At 41.5% G+C, this 21,874-nt stretch carries 20 protein-coding genes and 3 pseudogenes; 21 read left to right on the forward strand and 2 right to left on the reverse strand.

Annotation, left to right across the window (positions count from 1 at the left end; genetic code table 11):
- Nucleotides 1-393: 393 nt before the first annotated feature.
- The 4 genes from D9603_RS19275 (at nucleotide 394) to rluF (ending at nucleotide 4,837) form a co-directional block, all read left to right on the forward strand.
- Nucleotides 394-1,611 carry an HDOD domain-containing protein gene (locus D9603_RS19275; RefSeq protein ID WP_125253156.1) on the forward strand — a complete coding sequence of 406 codons (1,218 nt, stop codon included), beginning with the start codon at nucleotides 394-396 and terminating at the stop codon, nucleotides 1,609-1,611.
- Nucleotides 1,611-2,708: a DUF418 domain-containing protein gene (locus tag D9603_RS19280; protein WP_241651722.1), complete on the forward strand. Its 1,098-nt coding sequence runs from the start codon at nucleotides 1,611-1,613 to the stop codon at nucleotides 2,706-2,708. Before D9603_RS19275 ends, D9603_RS19280 begins: the two co-directional genes overlap by 1 nt.
- Nucleotides 2,701-3,774, forward strand: coding sequence for an ABC transporter substrate-binding protein (locus tag D9603_RS19285; protein WP_128732525.1), 1,074 nt, complete (start codon nucleotides 2,701-2,703; stop codon nucleotides 3,772-3,774). The genes D9603_RS19280 and D9603_RS19285 overlap by 8 nt, the downstream gene beginning before the upstream one ends.
- A gap of 67 nt (nucleotides 3,775-3,841) precedes the next feature.
- Nucleotides 3,842-4,837 (forward strand): 23S rRNA pseudouridine(2604) synthase RluF, encoded by a 996-nt coding sequence (gene rluF, locus D9603_RS19290; protein ID WP_128732526.1) that lies wholly within the window; start codon nucleotides 3,842-3,844, stop codon nucleotides 4,835-4,837.
- Nucleotides 4,838-4,899: 62 nt separating this feature from the next.
- Here the strand turns inward: rluF and D9603_RS19295 are convergent, their stop codons facing one another.
- Together D9603_RS19295 and D9603_RS19300 are read right to left on the reverse strand one after the other, a co-directional pair.
- Entirely contained in the window at nucleotides 4,900-7,968 is a 3,069-nt protein-coding gene (locus tag D9603_RS19295) for an efflux RND transporter permease subunit (protein ID WP_128732527.1), read from the reverse strand.
- 1 nt (nucleotide 7,969) lies between these two features.
- Complete coding sequence (locus tag D9603_RS19300) at nucleotides 7,970-9,049, reverse strand: efflux RND transporter periplasmic adaptor subunit (RefSeq protein WP_128732528.1); 1,080 nt, start codon at nucleotides 9,047-9,049, stop codon at nucleotides 7,970-7,972.
- A 100-nt stretch (nucleotides 9,050-9,149) separates the two neighbouring features.
- On the opposite strand from D9603_RS19300, the gene D9603_RS19305 reads away from it, so the two are divergent.
- The 17 genes and pseudogenes from D9603_RS19305 to D9603_RS19385 all read left to right on the forward strand — a co-directional run.
- Entirely contained in the window at nucleotides 9,150-10,052 is a 903-nt protein-coding gene (locus D9603_RS19305; protein WP_128732529.1) for a LysR family transcriptional regulator, read from the forward strand.
- Nucleotides 10,030-10,347 (forward strand): MGMT family protein, encoded by a 318-nt coding sequence (locus tag D9603_RS19310; RefSeq protein WP_128732530.1) that lies wholly within the window; start codon nucleotides 10,030-10,032, stop codon nucleotides 10,345-10,347. Before D9603_RS19305 ends, D9603_RS19310 begins: the two co-directional genes overlap by 23 nt.
- 87 nt (nucleotides 10,348-10,434) lie before the next feature.
- Nucleotides 10,435-11,007 (forward strand): LON peptidase substrate-binding domain-containing protein, encoded by a 573-nt coding sequence (locus D9603_RS19315; RefSeq protein ID WP_128732531.1) that lies wholly within the window; start codon nucleotides 10,435-10,437, stop codon nucleotides 11,005-11,007.
- Between the two features lie 64 nt (nucleotides 11,008-11,071).
- The gene (locus D9603_RS19320; protein ID WP_128732532.1) at nucleotides 11,072-11,692 is read left to right on the forward strand and encodes a sigma-70 family RNA polymerase sigma factor; all 621 of its coding nucleotides are present in this window, start codon (nucleotides 11,072-11,074) and stop codon (nucleotides 11,690-11,692) included.
- Complete coding sequence (locus D9603_RS19325; RefSeq protein WP_128732533.1) at nucleotides 11,689-12,339, forward strand: ChrR family anti-sigma-E factor; 651 nt, start codon at nucleotides 11,689-11,691, stop codon at nucleotides 12,337-12,339. Before D9603_RS19320 ends, D9603_RS19325 begins: the two co-directional genes overlap by 4 nt.
- Nucleotides 12,340-12,354: 15 nt before the next feature.
- Nucleotides 12,355-13,314 carry a DUF523 and DUF1722 domain-containing protein gene (locus tag D9603_RS19330; RefSeq protein ID WP_128732534.1) on the forward strand — a complete coding sequence of 320 codons (960 nt, stop codon included), beginning with the start codon at nucleotides 12,355-12,357 and terminating at the stop codon, nucleotides 13,312-13,314.
- 2 nt (nucleotides 13,315-13,316) lie between these two features.
- Nucleotides 13,317-14,691: pseudogene (phrB, locus tag D9603_RS19335) on the forward strand (deoxyribodipyrimidine photo-lyase).
- A 5-nt stretch (nucleotides 14,692-14,696) separates the two neighbouring features.
- Nucleotides 14,697-15,122: a nuclear transport factor 2 family protein gene (locus D9603_RS19340; protein WP_125253144.1), complete on the forward strand. Its 426-nt coding sequence runs from the start codon at nucleotides 14,697-14,699 to the stop codon at nucleotides 15,120-15,122.
- Complete coding sequence (locus tag D9603_RS19345; protein WP_128732535.1) at nucleotides 15,119-15,835, forward strand: SDR family NAD(P)-dependent oxidoreductase; 717 nt, start codon at nucleotides 15,119-15,121, stop codon at nucleotides 15,833-15,835. Before D9603_RS19340 ends, D9603_RS19345 begins: the two co-directional genes overlap by 4 nt.
- On the forward strand, nucleotides 15,828-17,081 hold the full coding sequence (locus tag D9603_RS19350; RefSeq protein WP_128732536.1) for an FAD-dependent oxidoreductase: 1,254 nt from the start codon (nucleotides 15,828-15,830) through the stop codon (nucleotides 17,079-17,081). The genes D9603_RS19345 and D9603_RS19350 overlap by 8 nt, the downstream gene beginning before the upstream one ends.
- Nucleotides 17,082-17,104: 23 nt before the next feature.
- A complete protein-coding gene (locus tag D9603_RS19355; protein WP_241651723.1) occupies nucleotides 17,105-17,809 on the forward strand; it encodes a DUF1365 domain-containing protein in 705 nt (234 codons plus the stop codon).
- A 1-nt stretch (nucleotide 17,810) separates the two neighbouring features.
- Nucleotides 17,811-19,073, forward strand: a complete 1,263-nt coding sequence (locus D9603_RS19360) for a cyclopropane-fatty-acyl-phospholipid synthase family protein (RefSeq protein ID WP_128732538.1) — start codon at nucleotides 17,811-17,813, stop codon at nucleotides 19,071-19,073.
- Nucleotides 19,045-19,569 (forward strand): DUF2878 domain-containing protein, encoded by a 525-nt coding sequence (locus D9603_RS19365; protein WP_128732539.1) that lies wholly within the window; start codon nucleotides 19,045-19,047, stop codon nucleotides 19,567-19,569. Before D9603_RS19360 ends, D9603_RS19365 begins: the two co-directional genes overlap by 29 nt.
- Before the next feature lie 153 nt (nucleotides 19,570-19,722).
- Nucleotides 19,723-19,998 carry an HU family DNA-binding protein gene (locus tag D9603_RS19370; RefSeq protein WP_128732540.1) on the forward strand — a complete coding sequence of 92 codons (276 nt, stop codon included), beginning with the start codon at nucleotides 19,723-19,725 and terminating at the stop codon, nucleotides 19,996-19,998.
- A 213-nt stretch (nucleotides 19,999-20,211) separates the two neighbouring features.
- Nucleotides 20,212-20,403 carry a hypothetical protein gene (locus D9603_RS19375; protein WP_128732541.1) on the forward strand — a complete coding sequence of 64 codons (192 nt, stop codon included), beginning with the start codon at nucleotides 20,212-20,214 and terminating at the stop codon, nucleotides 20,401-20,403.
- A 143-nt stretch (nucleotides 20,404-20,546) separates the two neighbouring features.
- Nucleotides 20,547-21,577, forward strand: a pseudogene (locus tag D9603_RS19380) (IS630 family transposase).
- 101 nt (nucleotides 21,578-21,678) lie between these two features.
- Nucleotides 21,679-21,874, forward strand: a pseudogene (locus D9603_RS19385) (IS110 family transposase); the annotation flags it as partial.

The following is a 21,874-nucleotide window of genomic DNA, read 5'->3' on the forward strand; positions in this document are numbered from 1 at the left end:
AAGTATTTAGTCAAATTGGTATAACTAATCCTTCCCTCAGTTCTATTAATTACGTTGCGCATTTGCAGACTGGCGAGCACACTCGAAGATAAGTGAACGTTTACCAAAAATATAACCTGGCTAGCGACGAGGGTGGCTGCGAGTAAGGACTCTTTTGTTTAAAGTTGGATTCACTCATCGCAAATTAGCACGAATCTTAATCAACCTTCTAGGCAAAAGGCAGCAAAAGCTGGCTTCAGCCTTTCTTTTTTTCCAAATTGCATTATCTTTTAAGCTATTATTTTGATTCTTAATAGCTTAGTTTGATTTTCTTTATCATCATAAAGGGTTAAAATCTAAAAAATAGTAAACCAAAAGTGCGAATGGTCACTTTGGCTACAAAGGAGTTTTTGTTTGAAGGTTTTTGTGGCTCGCCAAGCCATATTTAATCGTAAAAAACAAGTTGTTGCATACGAGTTGTTGTTTCGCGATGGTGTAAAAAATAGCTTTCCCAATATTGCAGATGATGCAGCGACAGCCAAGCTGATAATGAATAATCAACTTAACCTCGGTATGCGAAATCTCACTTCAGGGAAGAAAGCGCTAATTAATATTGGTCCAGATTCGCTGCGCCAAGATCTTTGTGAATTTCTGCCAGCCAATGATGTCATTTTAGAGTTGCTCGAGACTATTCCTCCAACAAAACAGAACTATGAACGTATTAGGGGGCTGTTTCATAGTAATTTTAGGTTAGCGTTGGACGATTTTCAGTATTCAAAAGATTGGGATCCTTTTTTGAAGCTGGTTAGATTGATCAAATTTGATGTCATGGAAAACTCACTCGACTCTATCGAGCCGGTTGTTGATATGATCAAAGCTCGAAAAAACATTAAGCTACTGGCGGAAAAGGTAGAAACTGAAGAAGAGTTTGAACAAGCTAAAAAAATGGGCTTCCAGTTCTTCCAAGGTTACTTTTTTGCTAAACCTAAAATGATAGAGCATAAAGATATCTCAATTAATTATGTCATTGTGATGCTTATCTACGAAGAAGCGTTAAAGTCAAATATGAGTATAACGAGGTTGGCTGAGTTATTTGCTCAAGATACTGCACTAGCCTACAAACTGCTGAGATTAATTAACTCAGGAGTATTTCCAATTAAGAGCCGGATTGAATCGTTGAAGCAAGCGCTCGTTTATTTGGGTAACGAACGAGTCAAAAAGTTTGTTAATTTAATCATGACTGCCCATGTGGCAGAGGGGAAGCCAACGGAGTTAACTCGGTTGTCGATAGTTCGTTCGCGTTTTTGCGAGCTTATTGCTCAACAGATCTCTCCTGGCTTGGCAAATATGAGTTTTATGACCGGTCTATTCTCGTTACTGGATGCAATACTTGATAAACCTATGGAGCAGGTAGTAAATAAATTGCCCTTTCCTGAGCAACTTCATGATGCGCTGATTGGCAAGCCCAATACGCTTTATTATATTTTAAATATTGTGAAAGCCTATGAATCGGGCAGCTGGTGGACATTACAGGACGCTTGTAGTTATTTGAATTATAAAGATGAAAACCTTCCTGATTTTCATGCTGCTGCGATAAACTGGGCTGATATGTATAAAAATCGCGTGTATTAATGAAAAGAATTATCGCAATGGATGCAATTCGAGGCTTTGCGCTACTCGGGTTGCTTTCCATGAATCTAGTGCACATGGCCAACTTTGAACTGGGTTATGTAGCTGCAAGTCCTGCTCATCATTTAGACCCCTTTTTTGCTATGGTGAATAGCATTTTTTTTGACGGTCGATTTCGCTCTCTTTTTGCAATGTTGTTCGGCGCAGCACTGTGCGTCCAAGTGGCTAATGCCAGTTCATCAGAACAAGCAAAAATAAGACTCAAATGGCTGCTGCTTTTTGGCATGGTGCATGGTGTGTTGATATGGCCCGGCGATATTCTTTTTAATTATGCCCTAAGTGGTTTTGTCGCTTTGAAATTTATAGACGCTCAGCGTGCAAAATTAATACGTTATACGGCAGGGTTTATCGTATTGCCGGCACTGCTATTGAGTTTACTATTGCTTGTTGACCCTGAAGCGAGCATAAACCGTAGCAGTCCAGAATACCTCGAGCTTGTACAACGAGTGCCGAATACTTATTGGCAGCTTGTTGTAAACAATGGTCTTTATTTCATTATTGTTAGTCTGCTTATTCCAGTTATTACTTTATGGTACACCGCAGGTTTAATGCTGCTCGGTATGCTACTTTTTAAAGACGGCTTATTTGAGTTAAATACGCGTGAACCGACAGAGAAAATTAATTTATATGCAGTTCTAGCTATTGTACTTTCATTTGTTGGATTTGTCGTTGAACGAAAGGTTGGTATTGCTTTTTTTGAAGGGATTGACTGGTTACTAGCTATACCAGTGGCTCTATTTTATATTGTGGTGATTAAATCAGTAATGCGAGCAAGTAGGTATAAATTATATACGATGCAAGTTGTGGGGCGATTGGCACTCACCCTTTATATCTCACAATCAATTATCTTTGTTAGCTATTTTCATTTCATTCAACCTGAAGCGATTAGTAAGTGGGATCGAGTGGACTACTTCGCTGCTTTTGTGGTTGCGACTATACTTCAGCTAGTTATTGCGAATCTGTACTTTAAGGTCTTAAAACAAGGCCCGCTAGAAAAGCTACTTAAGTGGTTAACGCTACGAAGGGATGGTCATGATTAAAAAACTGTTTGTTGCTATGGCATTCTCGGTTTGCAGTGTAAAGGTAAGTGCGGCTGACTCTATTAACGTACTGTTTGTTAATCCTTCTTTACCCGGTGAGCCTTTTTGGCATCGTGTACAAGGCGCTACAGAAGCTGCCGCCGAGCAACTGGGTATACGCCTTAATGTGATTTATGGCGAAGGAAACAGAATAATCCAATTGTCAGAATTGACAAAATATTTGAATTATCGTGCCACACCTGACTATGTTATTTTAATTAATTATCCCGGTGGTGCAGAGGAGAGTCTTAGACTTTTAGAAAAGTATGAAATCAACCATATTACGTTAGAACAGACAATATCGGGACCAGAGAAGCTTGCGATTGGAAACCCAAAAGAAATATACAAATATTGGTTAGGTGAGCTGCATCACGACAACGATAAGGCGGGCTACGATCTAGCAAAACAACTTTATCTTCAAGCAAAATCAAAGGGTCATAAAGAAATATATCCAGTAGCAATCAATGGGCATTATGGTACGGAGTCAGACATTAGAAGTGGTGGTGCAAGTCGTTTTTTTGCAGAGGTTGGGGTGGCGCTACAGCAAACGGTATATGCTGGATGGTCAAAAGAGCAAGCGTTCGAAAAGACAAAAAAGTTGTTATCTCGTTATCCTAAAACAAACCTTATTTGGTGCGCGTCTGATTTAATGGCAATGGGCGCACTTACTGCTGCTGGAGAGAATAATAATCGTGCAGTTTTTGGCGGGTTTGACTGGTTAAATGATACATTTGAACTAATTAGAGATGATGATCTGCATGCTTCTGTAGGTGGACATTTCATGATGGGGGCATGGGCACTCGTTTCGATTTACGATCATCATAATGGCCATTCCTACTGGCAAAATAATTCAGAGTTAGCGTTTGATCTGATGGTGCTGACAAAAGAAAATCTCGATAGTTATCATTGGATTAAATCTGCAAAGAATTGGCATTCTATAGACTACAAAGCCATGAGCTTAATTGATAAACCAGACGCGCGGTATCAATTTTCACCAAAGTTATTGAGAAAAACCCGACAAAACTAGAAATCCGGTAGTGTAAAGGCCATTAAGCGATTACAATAATCGTTTTTACTCTATGTGGTTCCCTATTGTGACAGAACAAAAGCGCCTCAATAAATACATCAGTGAAACAGGATTTTGCAGCCGTCGAGAAGCTGATGACTTAATTGCTTCTGGCCGAGTTAAAGTAAATGGCACGCTACCAGAAATGGGCACTAAAGTGTCAGACGCTGACACCATTATTATTGATAATAAACCACTCAAAGCAAAGCCAAAATCGGTCTTTATCGCTTACAATAAACCGGTTGGTGTAACCTGTACCACTGAGCGAAAAATTAAAAGCAATATTGTGAGCGCTATCAATTATCCAGAAAGGATCTTTCCTATTGGGCGTTTAGATAGACCGTCAGAAGGGCTAATATTTCTTACTAATCAAGGGGATATGGTAAACAAAATTCTCCGAGCTGGAAATAACCATGAAAAAGAATATGAGGTGGTTGTTGATAAACCAATTGATGAGCGTTTTGTAAAGCGTATGTCATCGGGCATTCCGATCCTTGGCACGGTAACTAAACGCTGTAAGGTACGTAAAACTGGCATAAAGTCATTTACTATCATACTTACTCAAGGTCTAAATCGTCAGATAAGAAGAATGTGCGAATACCTCGGTTTTGAAGTAACGAGTTTAAAACGTATTCGAATTATGAATATCGACCTTACCGGACTTGCCAGCGGCCAATGGCGTCACCTCAGCGAGCAAGAAATGCGCGAAATTAATCGAGCTACGGAATCTTCGGTTAAAACACAAGAAGCCTCAGCGGGGGCGGGTGCAGGAAAAGTTAGCGATAAGTTCAACCGAAACGATGATGAGTCGAACGAAGTAAAGTTGCAGAAGCGCCCTCAAAACCGGAATACCAAAACGAGTGAATCGGGCCAAAATAAAGAAAGAGAGAGTAAAACACGGGGAAAACAATACCCTTTTGATAAAGGCAGAAGTAGTAAAACACGCAAACCTGGTCAGAAAAACAGTGGTAAACCCGCTAACAGAGTGAAGGGTACGCTGTCTTTAAATAAAACTAAAAAGTAGTGTGTCAAAGAAATCAATTTGAACGTAAAGCCCCTTGACAGTTTATCAAGGGGCTTTTTATTTTAAGCGTCTGGTTGCTTAATACCAAAATACACACAGTGAAGTACAGGAAGTACAATCAAGGTTAATATAGTAGCAAATCCAAGACCAAACATTATGGTAACAGCCATCGATTGGAAGAACACATCAAATAGCAGTGGGATCATGCCTAGGATGGTCGTAATAGCAGCCATTGAAACCGGTCTTACACGACTCACACCAGAATCAAAAACAGCTTGATATGGAGACTTACCAGATTCAATTTCAATATTAATTTGATCCATCAGTACAATCCCATTTTTGATGAGCATTCCTGATAAACTCAACAACCCGAGTAATGCCATGAAACTAAAAGGGGCTTGCAATAAAACAAGTCCGGCAGTTACGCCTATAATGGCAAGTGGCACGGTTGACCATATCACTAAAGGTTTCTTCACTGAATTAAATAGCAATACAGTGATCATGAACATAGCAAGATAGCCAATTGGTAGCGAGCCAAAAATTGCAGTTTTCGCTTTACTAGATGACTCATATTCACCGCCCCATTGCATCTCATAGCCTTGAGGAAGCTCGATAGCTTCAATATCGCTTTTGACTCGTGCAAACAGTTTTGCAGGAGTTTCATCACCAATAACGTCATGATCCGCCATAACAGTAATTGTGCGTTTTCTGTCCCTGCGCATGATAAGGCTATCTTCCCATGTAACACTGAAATCATCTACGATCTGGGAAACCGGAACGTAAACACTTAAAACTGGGCTAAATATTTGTAGGTCACCCAAGTTTTCAACATTTAGCCGCTCTTCTTCCGGCGAACGAGCGATGATTGGTAGTAATTGAGTGCCATCTCGATATAAACCAACTTTACTACCTGATACTGAAGAAAGTAATAACTGATCTAAATCGGATTTGCTGATCCCCAAGCGTCTTGCTTTAAGCTCGTTAAACTGTGGGCGGATGAGCTTAGTTCTCTGACGCCAGTTATCTCGAATGTTAAATGCTTTCTCATCTCGTCGAATTATATTTTTAGCTTCTTCCGCCAATTGCCTTAAGACAACAGGGTCTGGGCCAGAAAAACGAGCTTCAATTTTAGCATCAGTAGATGGGCCTATTTCCATTCGTTTAATTTTTAGTTGACCGTCTAGTTCGTGTTGATTTTCATACTCACGCAACTTCGCAATCATACTGACAACAGCATCTCTGTCTTTTACTCTGACAATAAGCTGGCCGTAAGCGTCATACTGCTTTTCTGGTGAGTAGGTTAACATAAATCTAGGTGCACCTTGGCCAATCGTTGTGGTGACCTCATTTACAAGTGGATCGGCAAGTAAGAATGATTCTATTTTCTCGACATTTTTCGCTGTGCTACGGATATCAGCACCTTGATAGTGCCAATAATCTACGTAAAACATAGGTGTATTCGATGCGGGAAAGAATGATTGTTTTACTGATTTGAAACCAACGACCGCAACAACAAGTAGTAACACCATTGAGATAATAGTTACCGCTCTGTGCTTGAGGCAAAACGTCAGCATTGACTTGTATACAGTAAAGATTACGCCTTTATAAGGGTCATCATCTTCAGCGTCATCATTGTTTTCTTTTGCTTTTGGCCCTTTAAACATGGCATTAGCAAAAAATGGGGTAAGCGTGATAGCGGTAACCCAACTTAGCAATAGTGATATTAAAAGCACCCAGAATAAAGAACCGGCAAATTCGCCACTTGCATCTGAGCTCAATCCTATTGGTGCAAAGGCGGTAATGCCAATCACAGTTGCGCCAAGAAGCGGCCACTTAGTTTGCTCTACAATATTAACCGCAGCTTGGAGCTTTGATTGTCCACGTTTTATATTTATCAAGATCCCTTCGGTTACAACGATGGCGTTATCTACCAACATTCCCAGCGCTATGATTAATGCACCAAGCGAGATCCGTTGCAAGTCAATGGCGAACATCTTCATAAAAATAAATGTACCGAGCACGGTTATGAGTAGGATACCACCTATCAATATGCCACTTTTCACGCCCATAAAAATAAGTAGCACAATAATAACGATAGCAACCGCTTCAACCAGACTGATGATAAAGCCATCAACTGAGGTCTCCACTTCGGTAGGTTGGTTGTATACCGTATTGATGGTAATACCATAAGGTCGTTGATATTCAAGCTGGGTTAAATGTCGGCCGATCTCTTTACCCACTTCAACCACATTAACGCCAGACGTGAAAGAAACACCCACTAATAAAGCGCGCTGCTGTGCAAAACGAGTGATGTGATTGGGGACTTCTGCATATTCACGAGTAACGGTTGCTACATCCCCAAGATATATTAATTCTTTAGCACCAGGCTTTGAAATGAGTAATCCCTCAAGCTCAGAGACATCTGTAAACTCTCCTGTTGGGTGGAGTCGGATTGATTCATCTCCAACTCTGATTTTACCCGCGTTTGAAACAGTATTTTGCGCTTGAAGTAAAGAAAATATGTGGCTTGTTGGGATACCAAGCTGGGATAGTTTCTGCGTTGATATTTCAACAATGACTTGGGCTTGCTGCTCACCAGCCACGGTCACTTTACTTACGCCATCGACTAAAACTAACTCTCGTTTCAAAAAGTCCACATAATCTTTTAGCTCGTCGTATGAGTAGCCTTCGCCTGTCACGGCATATAGCTCTCCGTATACATCGGCGAAATCATCAATAACGCTGGGTGTCATGACTCCCGGAGGGAGTTTGGGCGCTAGATCATTTACTTTACGTCTTAGCTCATCCCAAATTTGTTGTAGATCTTTTTTTCGATATTTACTCTTCATCTCAACCGTGATCTGGGACTTACCCGGTGATGAGATGGAAGTCACATAGTCGACGTAGGGCAAAGATTGGATTGCATTTTCAATTGGAAATGTAACTTCTTCTTCGACTTGCTGAGGTGAAGCACCAGGGTACATCGTCACAACCATGGCTTTTTTCAACGTAAACTCAGGATCTTCAAGTTGACCCAAGCCGAGATAAGATACTGCACCTGCTATCAGTAAGAGCAAGGCAAACATCCAACTGATAACTTTATTCTCAATTGACCATTTGGCTAAACTCATATTACAGGCCTCTTTCTTTCGTCCAAGGTCTCACTTTCGCACCTTCTTGTAGATAATGTACGCCAGCTGCGACGATCTTTTCACCAGGTTCAAGACCAGAAGTTACCTCTATCCCAGTGTGATTGAGCTGACCTACAGTAACTTTGCGTTTGCTTACCGTTTGTTGGTCGTTGTGGTAAATCCAGACATAACTGTTTTCATCCGGGTTTTGCTCTTTATCGGAAAAAACAGCTTGGTTAGGGATAATGATTGCCGTATTGTCTTTGTTTGTTATCTTGCTTGGGTCGACATAAACATGACCTGTCATGCCAGCAAAAAGGTTAAAATCTTCTGGAATAGGCAAACTAAAAACAACTTTATAAGTAAGCGTTGCAGGATCAGCTTGTGTATCCCACTCCTTAATTGTCAATGGATATGATTTACTCGGATAACCATCAAAAACAACCGTTGGCTTGTAGTCTGAATCTTTGTCTACGCGCGCAACAATACGCTCTGGCACTTGAATAACAACGTCCATCATATCGCGGGTTTCTAAGCGAAGAATATTTTGTTTTGCAACGACATTCTCGTAATTTTTTACAAATACTTTTGCAACTGTACCGCTAAAAGGTGCTCGTAGTTCACTGTATTCCAAATTCGTTTTAGCGATTTTAAATGCCGATTCTGCTACTTGTTTATCCGCTAGAGCTTTATCAAATTCAGCTTTAGTCGCAATGCCTTTTTCGTAGAGTGGCTCTATTCTTGAGAGTTGCGCTTTCGCTAGTTCAAATTGGGCTTTGCGCTGCTCGTATTGGAGATTGAAATCTTCAGGATCTAACTTTGCCAACAATTGGCCTTTTTGCACGTCTTGGCCGGCAAGAACAGGAAACTCAATGAGTTCACCATTGACACGAAAAGCGAGGTAGGAGCCTTGGTTTGCAACCACTTCGGCAGGAAAGCTGCGTAGTGTACTACTATTTGGATCTGAGACCGTGTGGATTTTTACAGGTCTTGTTGGGGCTTCTACTTGAGTTTGTTCAACTTGTTCTTGGCAGCCCAGTAATAAAGTAGCCAATACAAGCCCAGAAAACACTCTTAACATTTTGTTCTCCATGACAACGTTAATTATAATGCGTGCAGAATAATAGAATTACTTATAAAATAAAAATTATAAAACATTCTCTACTGCATAAGATTTATTTATGAAGATTTCAGACTTAGCAGTATTTTGTACTGTTGTTGAAGCACCTAGTCTTACCGAAGCTGCAAATAAGCTTCATAAAACGCAGCCAGCGGTCTCGCAATCAATAAAAAGATTAGAACAATCTATGGGATTTGCGCTGTTTGAGCGTGAGAAATACCGTAATATATTGACAGAACAAGGCCGCCGATTTTACTTCGAGGCTGAAAAATTATTAAATCATCATAGAGATCTTTCATTACTCGCGAATGAATTTGCGGCTGGTAATGAGCCAAGCTTTAATATCTGCTACGAGCCAATTGTCTATCAACACCAAATTGATGAAGTACTAGGACGTGCATTTATGAAGTTTCCCTCGACTGAAATGAACATTTCAAGTGGTAAGCGCTTTTTTGCGCTAGAGCAGGTTACTCAAGGAGCCGCAAATCTGGGTATAGGCCCTTGGTTTGATTTATTTCATTCAACAGGCGATCTTGAAACCATGCCGATAGGGAAAATTAAACTCGGTCTAGTCTCATTACATGGCTACATGCCACAATCGTTGGGCTTTGCTGAGCTTGCTAATTACCCGTCTCTTGCGATGAAAGAGAGTAAATTTAATTTTGACAGCGAACGTCTGGCGTATGGCAATAGTAAAAACGTGATGAAACTAGACGATGCGTTGGCGATAAAAAGATACCTTTTACAAGGCATGGGATACGCGCTTATCGGCCTTAACTTTTGCCGTGAGGAAATTGACTCTGGTATTTTACAGCGTGTACGTGTTAACGATCGAAAGGACGAGTTTGAAGCAGAGATCCATGCTTTTCGCCTACATATTTCTCATCATGGGCCAGTGGCTAGATATTTTTGGGATCAACTAAAAGCGTTGAATAAAGCATATGAAGACCATCGAACAACATGAACTAGCAGAAAGAATGTTTACCGTGATAGGTGCCATTCCAAGAGGAAAAGTAGCCTCTTACGGGCAAGTCGCACGTTTAGCCGGTTTTCCCAACCATGCCCGTAAAGTAGGGCAGTTACTTAAACATTTACCACCAGAATCGACTCTGCCTTGGTATCGGGTAGTGAATAGTCAAAGGCGCATTTCATTTGCATCAGATAGCGATAAATTTCAAGAACAAAAACAACGTTTAGAAGGTGAGGGTGTGACCTTTTCAGGCACAAATCTCATTGCAAAGCAATGTTTTTGGGAGTAACAAATTTAGAACCCTTCATATTCAACTGATCCAGATAAATAACATAGCCGTAATTATCGTTAGTTTTTGAGTATTTGAACGGGAATTATGAAACTAGCTTTATTTCCATTGCCGATATTTTTGCTTCCGGGTGGCTTTACCCGCTTGCGGATTTTCGAGCAACGTTACTTATATATGGTGAAAGAAGCGGCCAAAACCAATCAAGGTTTTGTGTTGTGCGCTGACGTGGAGGGGGCGCCTAAAGATATACAAAATGAAGGGGTTCACGTGAAAATAGTGGATTTCTCTCAAGGTGAAGATGGCCAACTATTGATAGATGTTGAGGCAGTCAAACGAGTTTCGATCAGTAACGTTGAGGTTGACCACCAAGGTCTTAGGTATGGAGGATGTAGCGAGATAGAAGGGCCACCGTGGCTGTGTAATGACAAGGCTTTTAAGCTAATTGATAGAACCCTAAAGGAGAAACTTCGCAATGTATTCATCGCCAATCCAATACTGGACGATTTATACAAAGACAAGCGTTTTTCAGAGCCGCTTTGGGTTGCGTACAGGTGGTTGGAGATTTTGCCGATATCGATGGCACAAAAGCTAAAAATAAAGCAAGCCCAGACATTTGAACAGGTAGCCGAATTCTTACATACTGTGTTAGATGAAAAATAAAAGTGATCGATTCTCAGCTTCATATCGTAAAGCACGGTAGTAAGTATAATCAGGAAGGTGAGCTATGATAGGCCAACAGCAATCAATTGATTGCAACGTTAAATCAGGAACTCGCAAAGCAGTGCAAGATACTCCTTCACAAGCGTTGTCAGACGCACTAGTCAAAGTCGCGACAAGCAGGGATCGAAAGGCCTTCGCGTATTTATTCGAATATTTTGCTCCTAAAATTAAACGATTTGGAGTGAAGCAATTTGGTAACGAAGCACAAGCAATGGAGTTAGTGCAAGACACCATGACGTCGGTATGGCGAAAGGCCCATTTGTATCACCACGATAAGGGAGCTGCGACGACATGGATTTATACGGTGATGAGAAACGCGTCTTTTGATGCTTTACGCAAGATGAAGAGCAACAAAGAAGAGCATATAAGCGAAGACATCTGGCCGATAATTCAAGATTCTCAAACAGACGATGAAGGCTTCAAAGACCACCTTCAAACTGCTCAAATACAAAAATACATTAACAAGCTACCACCTGCCCAACGTGATATTGTCAAAGGGGTTTATTTTCAAGAAATGTCACAGGAGCAACTGGCTGAACATTTAAATATTCCGGTTGGCACGGTGAAATCTCGTTTAAGACTAGCACTACAAAAGCTTCGCGCAGAGCTGGGAGATCAAGCATGATTAAGCATCACCCTAATGAATCATTATTAGAACAATTTGTTGAGGGCAGTCTGCCCGCAAGTATTAGCGTCGCGATTGCTGCACACGTAGAGCTTTGTCCTTGCTGTCAAAAGAAAACCCAAGCATTAGAGGAAGCCAAAGCAAGCCAACAATTCAACGACGTAGAGCCGTCTTCTTTGGACGCTGATATGATACAGCTGATGGAATCGATTGCGTTGACTGACGATGTTGACGAAGTACACGACTACATTCAGCCGAAGTTCAGCTATCAAGGACGTGATGTGCAACTACCACGAGCCATAGCCAATATTGATAGAACAAAGTTCTCTGGCGTGGGGAAAGTATCGCGTTCTCGCTTGTTGCTTGAAGATGGCGAGTTGCGTTCAAGCCTGCTAGAAATAGAAGCGGAAGGTGAGATCCCTGAGCATACTCACACCGGTTTTGAGATCACTTTGCTATTGGACGGTGATTTTTCTGACGAGTCCGGTGAATACGTGCCCGGAGACTTTATTTGGCAAGACGGCCAACATAATCACTCGCCCCGTACGAAATCAGGTTGTCTGTGCTTTACTGTCGTCAGCAGTGCGCTACACTTCAATAAAGGGCTTAGTAAGTTGCTGAATCCAATTGGTAATCTGATTTATTAAGGAAAAATTCTCAGTATGAAGTTTTCATCTTCGATAAAAATTGGTATTAGCGCTTGTTTGGCCGGTGATAAAGTAAGGTTTGATTCCGGCCATAAGCGTTCGAACTTTTGTATGGATGAATTTGCAGAACACGTTGAATATGTTAGGTTTTGCCCGGAGGTTGCTATAGGCCTCCCAATTCCAAGACCTACCATTAGACAAATCAGGGTCGGTGACATCATCAAGGTAAGTCGCCCTGACGGCATTGAAGATGTAGCGCCAAAACTTAAATCGTATGGTGAGCAAATCGCCACGTCACAGGCTCACAATTTATCGGGGTTTGTATTTTGCGCCAAAAGCCCAAGCTGTGGCATGGAGCGTGTGAAGGTATATAACGAAGCGGGTACGGGCAATACCTCTGAGGGTATCGGTGTGTTCGCCGAGCAAATTATGAAACACAATCCATTACTACCTTGTGAGGAAAATGGCCGTCTCAACGATATGTACCTCAGAGAAAATTTCGTTATGCGTGTGTTTGTTTATAAAAGCTGGCAAGAATTAGTCAGTCAGGAACACGTTGGCTTACATGAAATCACTACGTTTCACGCCAAGCATAAGTACCTTTTGATGAGTCACAATTATCAGGCATACAAAAATTTGGGAAGGCTGTTGGGCGATGGCAAGCAATTAGATATTGAAACGCTCAAGTTGCAATATATAAGCGGTTTGATGACCGCGCTCAAAAAGCCTGCAAACAGAAAAAATCAAGCTAACACGTTGACTCACCTACAAGGGTATTTCAAAAATGAGCTGTCGAGCGTTGAGAAGCAAGAAATGTGTACGGCAATTGAAGAGTATCGTAAGGGTATAGTGCCGCTTTATGTTCCCCTTACATTGTTAAAGCATCATTTAACAGTACATCCCAAAGCCTACTTGCAGAGTCAAGTCTACTTTGACCCATACCCCAACGAGTTGCGCTTAAGATTCGGAATTTAACCATGAAAACTGCTTTTTGGTTTCGCCGTGACCTTAGGGTATACGGCAATGAGGCTTTGATAGAAGCCATAAATGAAGGCGCACGAGATGCGCTTTTTTTTTTATTGTAAGCCACAGTGGCAACAACACAATACCGCGTCTATCCAGATAGACTTATTGGAGCGGAGGCTGGTTGAGCTTGGCGTGTTATTGAGCGAGTTTGGTGTCCAGCTACATATTATTGAGGCGGGCATGTTCACTGAGCTGCCAGAGCGGCTCAGCGCATTTTGTGAAGAAAATAACATCAGTCGTCTGTTTGCAAACAAAGAATATGAAGTAAATGAAATTGCACGCGACAATGAGTGCTCTAAGCGGGTTTCACTGACATGTTTTGATGGAGATGTAATTGCCCCCCCGGGTACCGTGCTGACGGGCTCTGGTGAAATGTTCAAAGTATTTACGCCATTCAAGAAAGCGTGGCTCAAGTTATTTTCAGATCAGCGCTTTAACTTTCAACATTGGCCACTTGAAAAGCGCAGCGCCGGTGAATTTACTACACCATCTTTTTTTGCAATGACCATGGAATCACAGAAGTGGCCGGTTGATGATGAATCTATCGTGGCAGTTGTTAATCGTTTTATTAAAGATAAGTTGACAGACTATCAGGGCGATAGAGATTTCCCTGCAATCAAGGGAACTTCAGGTTTAAGTCCATATCTTGCACTTGGCATTATTTCACCTAAGCAATTACTAACCCAGATCCAACTCGATAACCCTGAAGTACTAGAGAGGCCTAGCCAACCGGAGTTTTGTTGGATAAATGAAATAATTTGGCGTGAGTTTTATCGACACCTAATCGTTGCATTTCCTAAGTTATGCAAAGGCTCTAACTTTAACGAAAAATACGATGCTGTTGCATGGCAGTCAGTTCCCGAGGTGTTTCAATTGTGGTGTGAAGGTCAAACAGGTTATCCCATTGTAGATGCGGCTATGCGTCAACTAAACAAAACTGGATGGATGCACAATCGGTTACGCATGATAGTGGCTAGCTTTTTAACAAAACACCTATTGATCGATTGGCGTCAAGGTGAAGCCTACTTTATGTCTAAACTTATTGATGGGGACTTAGCGAGTAATAATGGTGGTTGGCAATGGGCTGCAAGTACAGGATGCGATGCTCAACCGTATTTTCGAATATTTAATCCTATTACGCAAAGTGAAAAGTTTGATCCTGATGGTACTTTCATTCGTACCTATGTGCCTGAATTGAAAAACGTTCCAGCTAAGCACATCCACTTTCCGCACGACTATTTGTCGGCTTTTGGCGGTCAGTATTGTGCACCAATTGTGGATCACAAAGAAGCCAGAGCAAGAGCGCTTGAGGCATTTAAGGTATAAAAGGTATGGATCACAAAACCCAGCGATTTGTGTCAGTGTATAACGAAATCGACAAGCATTGTCTAGACAAGCTAGCAGAGATTTATACAGACGATATTAATTTCACAGATCCGCTCCATCACATCCAAGGACTTGAACAGTTAACACTGTACTTTCAAGCTTTATATGAAAATGTTGCTGACATCAATTTTACGGTGACAAGCGATTACCAGTCTGATGATGTTAGCTTTATTTACTGGATAATGTCTTATCGTCATCCAAAGCTTAATGGTGGAAAGACCATTGATGTTGATGGGCACAGTAGATTGAGCTTTAAAGGTGATAAAGTTGCTTACCACCGAGATTATTTCGATAGCGCACAAATGTTATACCGTCAGGTTCCTGTACTTGGCAACATAATTCGTATGCTTGATAAGAGGGTGACTGGATGAAACATGTACTAATCACGGGTGCAACATCAGGCATAGGTAAGGGGTTGGCCAGATATTATGCTAACCAGGGCGATACCGTTACGGCATGTGGGCGAAATACTGAGATTCTTAGTTCGCTAGCACAAGAGAGTGGCGTAAAAACGAAAGCGTTTGATTTAACGAAGCGTGAAGAAATAGAGCGTCAGTTTGCCGACCTTGATGAGCTAGATTTGGTTATTCTAAATGCTGGCGGTTGTGAATATATTGACAATCCGAATGACTTTGACGGCCACCTTTTTGAACGGATCATGACCATTAATGTGATTTCAATAGGACATTGCTTAGACATTATTCTACCCAAAATCAAACGAGGCGGTCAGCTATGTATCATCAGCTCTAGCAGCTCTTTTTTGCCATTGCCTCGTGCTGAAGCATATGGCGCGTCAAAGTCGGCACTCAGCTATCTAGCTAGAACGCTTTCTGTTACTTTAAAAGGTGTGGACGTCACAGTTGTACATCCAGGTTTTGTTGAAACACCGCTAACAGACAAAAATGATTTCCCGATGCCATGTATAGTCAGCGTTGAAGACGCAGTAGGATACATAAGCGCGGGGATCTCTAAGCGCAAAAGGGAAATACACTTTCCCAGACGATTTACCATATTTTTGAAACTTCTTAGGCTTTTACCATTTTCTTTATGGTTGCCTCTCGCGAAAAGGATAGCCCGTGGCTAAAATTGCAATCATTGGTAGTGGCATTTCAGGTATGACTGCTGCGTATTTACTGAACCGTAAACACGATATCAAAGTGTTTGAAAAAAATAATTATATTGGTGGTCACACGGCAACTATTGATGTAGAAAACAATGGCGAAAAAATCGCAATAGATACCGGTTTTATCGTATTTAATGACAGAACATACCCTAAGTTTGAAAAACTGCTCTCAGAAATAGGCGTGATGCGAAAACCAACGGAAATGAGCTTCAGCGTTCACAACAGCCAAACAGAGTTTGAGTATAACGGGCACTCACTATGGACTCTATTTGCCCAAAAACGCAACTTGTTTAGACCCAAGTTTTGGCAGCTACTAAAAGATATTGTTCGGTTCAATACAGTATGTAAAGAGTTACACCAGCGTGATGACTATAATGGCGTCGAAACATTAGGTAAGCTCTTAAGCCATCATAATTTTAATGAATTTTTTAAACTGCATTACATCCTACCGATGGGGGCGGCAATCTGGTCTACAAGTATCAAAGAGATGCTCGACTTCGAGGCTAAGTTCTTTGTGCGCTTTTTCTTCAATCATGGTCTCTTGGATATTGCTAACCGCCCACAGTGGTATGTGATCCCTGGTGGCTCCAGAGAATACATCGCGCCATTAGTGGAACAGTTCCGTGAGAATATTGTTCTGAATGCCAAACTCACAAGCGTACAACGCGACGATGATGGCGTGACTTTGGTATTTGAGGATGGTCACCAAGAACAGTTTGATAAGGTGGTGTTTGCGTGCCACAGCGATCAGGCGCTTGAATTGTTGGCCTCGCCGTCGGAACAAGAAACACAAATTCTTGGCGCTATTCCATATACGGCAAATTCAGTTGTGCTTCACACCGACACAAGCTTGCTGCCTAAACGTAAAGCGGCATGGGCGAGTTGGAACTATTTGCTAAACGAGGCGACCGACAAGGCGGCAGTCGTGACCTACCAAATGAACATACTTCAAGGGCTAGACGCAAAACATCAATATTGTGTCACACTAAACCATGATAGTGGCATTGATGAAAGCAAAGTGATCCAACGATTTGTATATCATCACCCGGTCTTCAACACGACCAGCATTGATGCACAAAAAAGAAAGCCTGAGATCGATGGCAAACATCATAGCTATTTTTGTGGCGCTTATTGGTTTAACGGTTTTCACGAAGATGGTGTCAAAAGTGCTGTAGATGTTGCAAGGCAGCTTGGAGTTGAATTTTGAACAGCGCCATCTTGGTAGGGAGAGTGAGACATAGGCGTTTTGCGCACGCTCATCATGCTTTTTCTTACCCGATGTATATGATGTGGATTGACTTACATGAGGCAGAGTCCCTGAACGGGATCTCGTCAATGTTTGGCTCCTCTGGCTTAAAGTTGCTCAAGTTTAATCAGCAGGACTACATCAAAGATGGTGAAGGCAGCTTACTACAACGTGCTTATTTAAAGTCTAAACAACTAGGCCGACCTGTAACAGACTCGACTAAAGTTTATCTGATGGCACAAATGCGCTGCTTTGGTATTTATTTTAGTCCAGTGAATTTTTACTTCTTTGAGCATGAAAACGGACAAGGCTTCAGTCATATGCTTGCAGAGGTGAGTAACACGCCTTGGAACGAGCGCTATTTTTATTCAGTTGATTTACATGAAGATGTGAACTTTGAAAAAGCTTTTCACGTATCACCTTTTATGAATTTGGATATGCGTTATCACTGGAAAGTAAAGCCGCCAGGACAAACCACAGTTATCCATATAGAGAACAGAAAAGGTAACGAATTGCTATTCGATGCGACTTTGGCGTTGAAAAAGCAGGCACTGACTAACAAGAACATCAACCGCTTGTTACGTCGCTTTCCTGCGATGACGTGGAGTATAGCAAAGGGTATCTATTGGCAAGCGTTAAAGTTATTTTTAAAGAAGGTACCCTTCATTGGGCATCCGGGAAGAGTTTAAGATGGAAAACACCACAACAATCACCTCATCAATATCACTCAGCACGCTAGATAAGTTATACAAGAAGCTCGTCTTCGGCGCTTTAAATACCTTGGAGTCTGGCAAGGTCGTGCTTGTCGAAGGCGGTAACCGACATCTCTTTGGCTCAACGGACTCAGAGCTTATTGCTGAAGTTGTGGTGCACGACGCCGCAATGTATAAATTGTTTGCGCTCGGAGGAAGCGTAGGCGCTGGAGAAGCGTATATTTTGGGTCATTGGAGCTGCTCTAATTTAACAGCATTAATAGAAATATTCGTGCTTAACCAAGCGCAGTTGGATGCCTTTGAAAGAAAGTTTGCGGTTTTATCTAGTATCGCACACAAGTTTAAGCACTTTAGGAACAAAAACTCAAAACAAGGTTCAAAACGTAATATTGAAGCTCATTACGATTTAGGAAATGACCTTTACGAGTCGTTTCTCAGCGAAGAAATGCTTTATTCTAGTGCTGTTTACCCCAGTAAAGAGGCGACACTTGAGCAGGCACAGCAATATAAACTCGCTGCAATATGTGAGCGACTAGACTTACAAGCCACTGACAAAGTGGTTGAGATAGGCACTGGGTGGGGGGCTTTTGCTATTTATGCTGCTAAACACCACGGGTGCCATGTAACGACCACAACAATCTCTGAGGAGCAACACGCTTATGTGGAGAAGTTAATTGTAGAGGAAGGACTTGATGATAAAATTACTCTATTGAAGAAAGATTACCGAGACTTACAAGGGCAGTACGATAAATTGGTTTCAATTGAAATGATTGAAGCCGTAGGACATGAATATCTTTCTGGCTTTTTTGCGAAATGCGATGCACTCCTAAAGCCGTCTGGTGCCATGTTGATCCAAGCAATCACCATCGCGTGTCAACGTTATCAGCACTATCTAAAGCAATCTGATTTTATCCAACAATATATTTTCCCGGGCGGATGTTTGCCTTCAGTCACCGAGATGAGTAAACAAATCTCAAGCGCAACAGACATGGTAGTACATGAGCTACATGACATAGGGCTTCACTACGCAAGAACTTTGTATGATTGGCGAGTTCGCTTTGAAAAGTCTTGGCCATCTTTGGATAGCAAGCGATTTGATGAACGTTTCTATCGTTTGTGGGAGTTTTACTTGTGCTATTGCGAAGGCGCGTTTAAGCGTCGAGCGACCAGTGCTGTTCACCTAGTTGCTAGAAAACCCGGATATCAGTCAAATGATTGTGTTGCAGCATTGGATTACTAACGCGCTGATATTCCAAAGTGTTTGGTTTTCAGCTTTGTTCTTTCAGTCTCAGGCACTTTGGTTTATGACAGCGGGCTGCGTGATAATGTTGTTGGGGCATTCAAACAGACGGTTGAACATGACATTGGCATTTGTTGGCTCAGTGATAGGTGTGCTCGTTGAGCGTATAGCGGTTGAAAGTAGTCTAATGAGCTATCAAGGAGAGGCGATTATCCCTCTTTGGCTGTGGGTACTTTGGATAGCGCTGCTGTTAACATTAAATAAAGCACTCGCTAAATTGCTTACCTTACCAATGCCTGTGCAAATTTTACTTTTTGCAGTGTGTGCGCCGCCCAGTTATCTAGGCGCTGCGAACTTTGATGTGTTGACAATACACCAACCTTGGTACGTTTTTTGGCCGACATTTGGGGCAATGTGGAGTGTTGGCTTTTATATTATTATTTGTATTAATCGGTTTTTGTTAGGTACAAACCTTGCGCGTGGACACGCAAATTGATAGCTTTTGGTCTCAAACTGTGCGCTTTGAGCTAAAACAGCACAAAATAATAAATATTTAGTCTAAATTATCAATTTTGGGGTTGCACACAAAGGCAAAATGCATAAACATAGGTTTTGCTTAGGCAAATTATAAAGTTATAGGAATCTAATAATGAATAAAGCTCAACTAGTTGAAAAGATGGCGGCAGACGCAGAAATTTCAAAAGCAGCGGCATCTCGCGCTCTAGAATCATTCACTGGCGCAGTAACGGACACTTTGAAAGAAGGTGGTTCAGTTGCTTTAGTTGGTTTCGGTACTTTCACTGTAAAAGAGCGTGCTGCTCGCACTGGCCGTAACCCACAAACTGGTGCTGAAATCCAGATCCCAGCTGCGAACATTCCTTCGTTCAAAGCGGGTAAAGGTCTAAAAGATACCTGCAATCAATAAATAGTTCGTTTCATTTACTGTGGATAAACTATAAAAACCCCTGTTTTTACAGGGGTTTTTATTTCCTTATTTAAAAATTTCTCCGATAATTCGTTTCATTTTTTCCTTCCAAGTATAAATATTTGCTTATAATTAAATTTGTTTCAAATTTGACGTGTGATTTTGAGTATTTTACGCTCTTAATATTCCTTTATAAAAATATTGGGTTCGTTGATGCCTGGGGTAAAACTGGCCGATATCAAGTTTAGTAAACTAGGCAACGTTGCATTAAAGCTTGTGGAAATAGATGGTCAGCTTGAGATGTTGAGCGCTGGATATATGCTTCAGCGTTTTGATAGTGGTAGTAAGCCGAATACCATTAAAAAGATGCCCAGTCAATACAGCAGCTGTATCGTTATTGCATAGGCAACCAGATAGACATTTCGTCCCAAACTCCGCTTTCGATGGGGTTTATAGAGTCTTACTCCGCTTACTGCTCGGCAGATATTATACCATTCCGTAATGATTTGTGATCTAATTGTATTTATTTTCCAACTGACAAATAAACTTTGAATACTCATACTTCTGCCGAACTTTTCAAGTTAGCTAAATCAGAAAAAGACGCGCGTAAAAAGATCCGTTATTTAGCGGTCGCGTGATAACCACAATAAAACGCAAATTGCTGCCATGCTGCATGTCAGCAGAAGAATGGTAAATGAGTGGGTAAAGCGCTACCTTAATGAGGGGCTTACTGGCCTTGACGCTAAAAAACCTATCGGTAAACGTTGTTATCTAAACGATACGCAGCAGAAACAACTTTGCCAGTATATTGAAAAGTACAGTCAAAATGACAACGGTGGTAGGCTGACAGCGTATCGTATAAAGCAATACATTGAATCTGAATTTAACGTCTCTTACTACCCTAATGCGATTTATAAATTATTGGAAAAATTAGGCTTTAGCTGGATAACTAGCCGCTCTCGCCACCCGAAACAGTCCGAACAAGTTCAGCAGGGCTTTAAAAAAACTGCAAACGGAATTGATCAAAACGATCCCGCTATTTATCAACCTGAATGACGTGGATATCTGGTTTCAAGACGAGGCCAGATTTGGTCAGCAAAACACCACGACACGCCTTTGGGCAAAAAAGGGAACTCGGCCTAGAGCAGTCAAACAACAACAGTTTGATTATGCTTATCTATTTGGCGCTGTTTGCCCAAGCACGGGGCAGACTGAAGCACTCATCACACCATGGGTAAATATGAGTGTTATGAAACAGCACTCGCAACAAATATCTGAGAAGACAGCACCTGGACGGCATGCTGTTGTGTTAATGGACGGCGCAGGATGGCATCAGGGATCACTGGTAACTGATATTGATAATGTCTCCATTATCAAACTCCCTCCTTATTCACCAGAGCTGAACCCAGTAGAGCAAGTATGGAGTTGGCTGCGTCAACATCATTTAGCGAATCGTTGTTTCAAAGGTTATGAAGATATTGTTGAGAGTTGTAGTGAGGCTTGGAATGACTTTGTATCTGCACAAAACGAATTTTTAAAATGTGTCAGACTTGACTCCTTCAAATTGGGAAGAAGTTAAGATGAATTAATGGAATGGACTCTCTCCACTCCCCATCGGCGTCATAATGCGCCATATTAGTTTGGGGTAAGTTTTCGCATAAACAAAGCAGAGAGAGTCACATGAATAAAGTAACAATAGGTTTAGATATCGCCAAGAACATTTTCCACCTAGTTTGGTTATCTCACTTAGGCAAGGTTCTAAAAAAGAGAAAACTTAAACGTGCAAATATCAAAGAGTACTTTGCTAATTTAGAGCCTTCGATTGTTGTTATGGAAGCTTGTGGCTCAACTAACTACTGGGCACATGCCATAGAAA

It is taken from the genome of Pseudoalteromonas sp. PS5, from assembly GCF_004103255.1.
Taxonomy (GTDB): Bacteria; Pseudomonadota; Gammaproteobacteria; order Enterobacterales; family Alteromonadaceae; genus Pseudoalteromonas; species Pseudoalteromonas peptidolytica.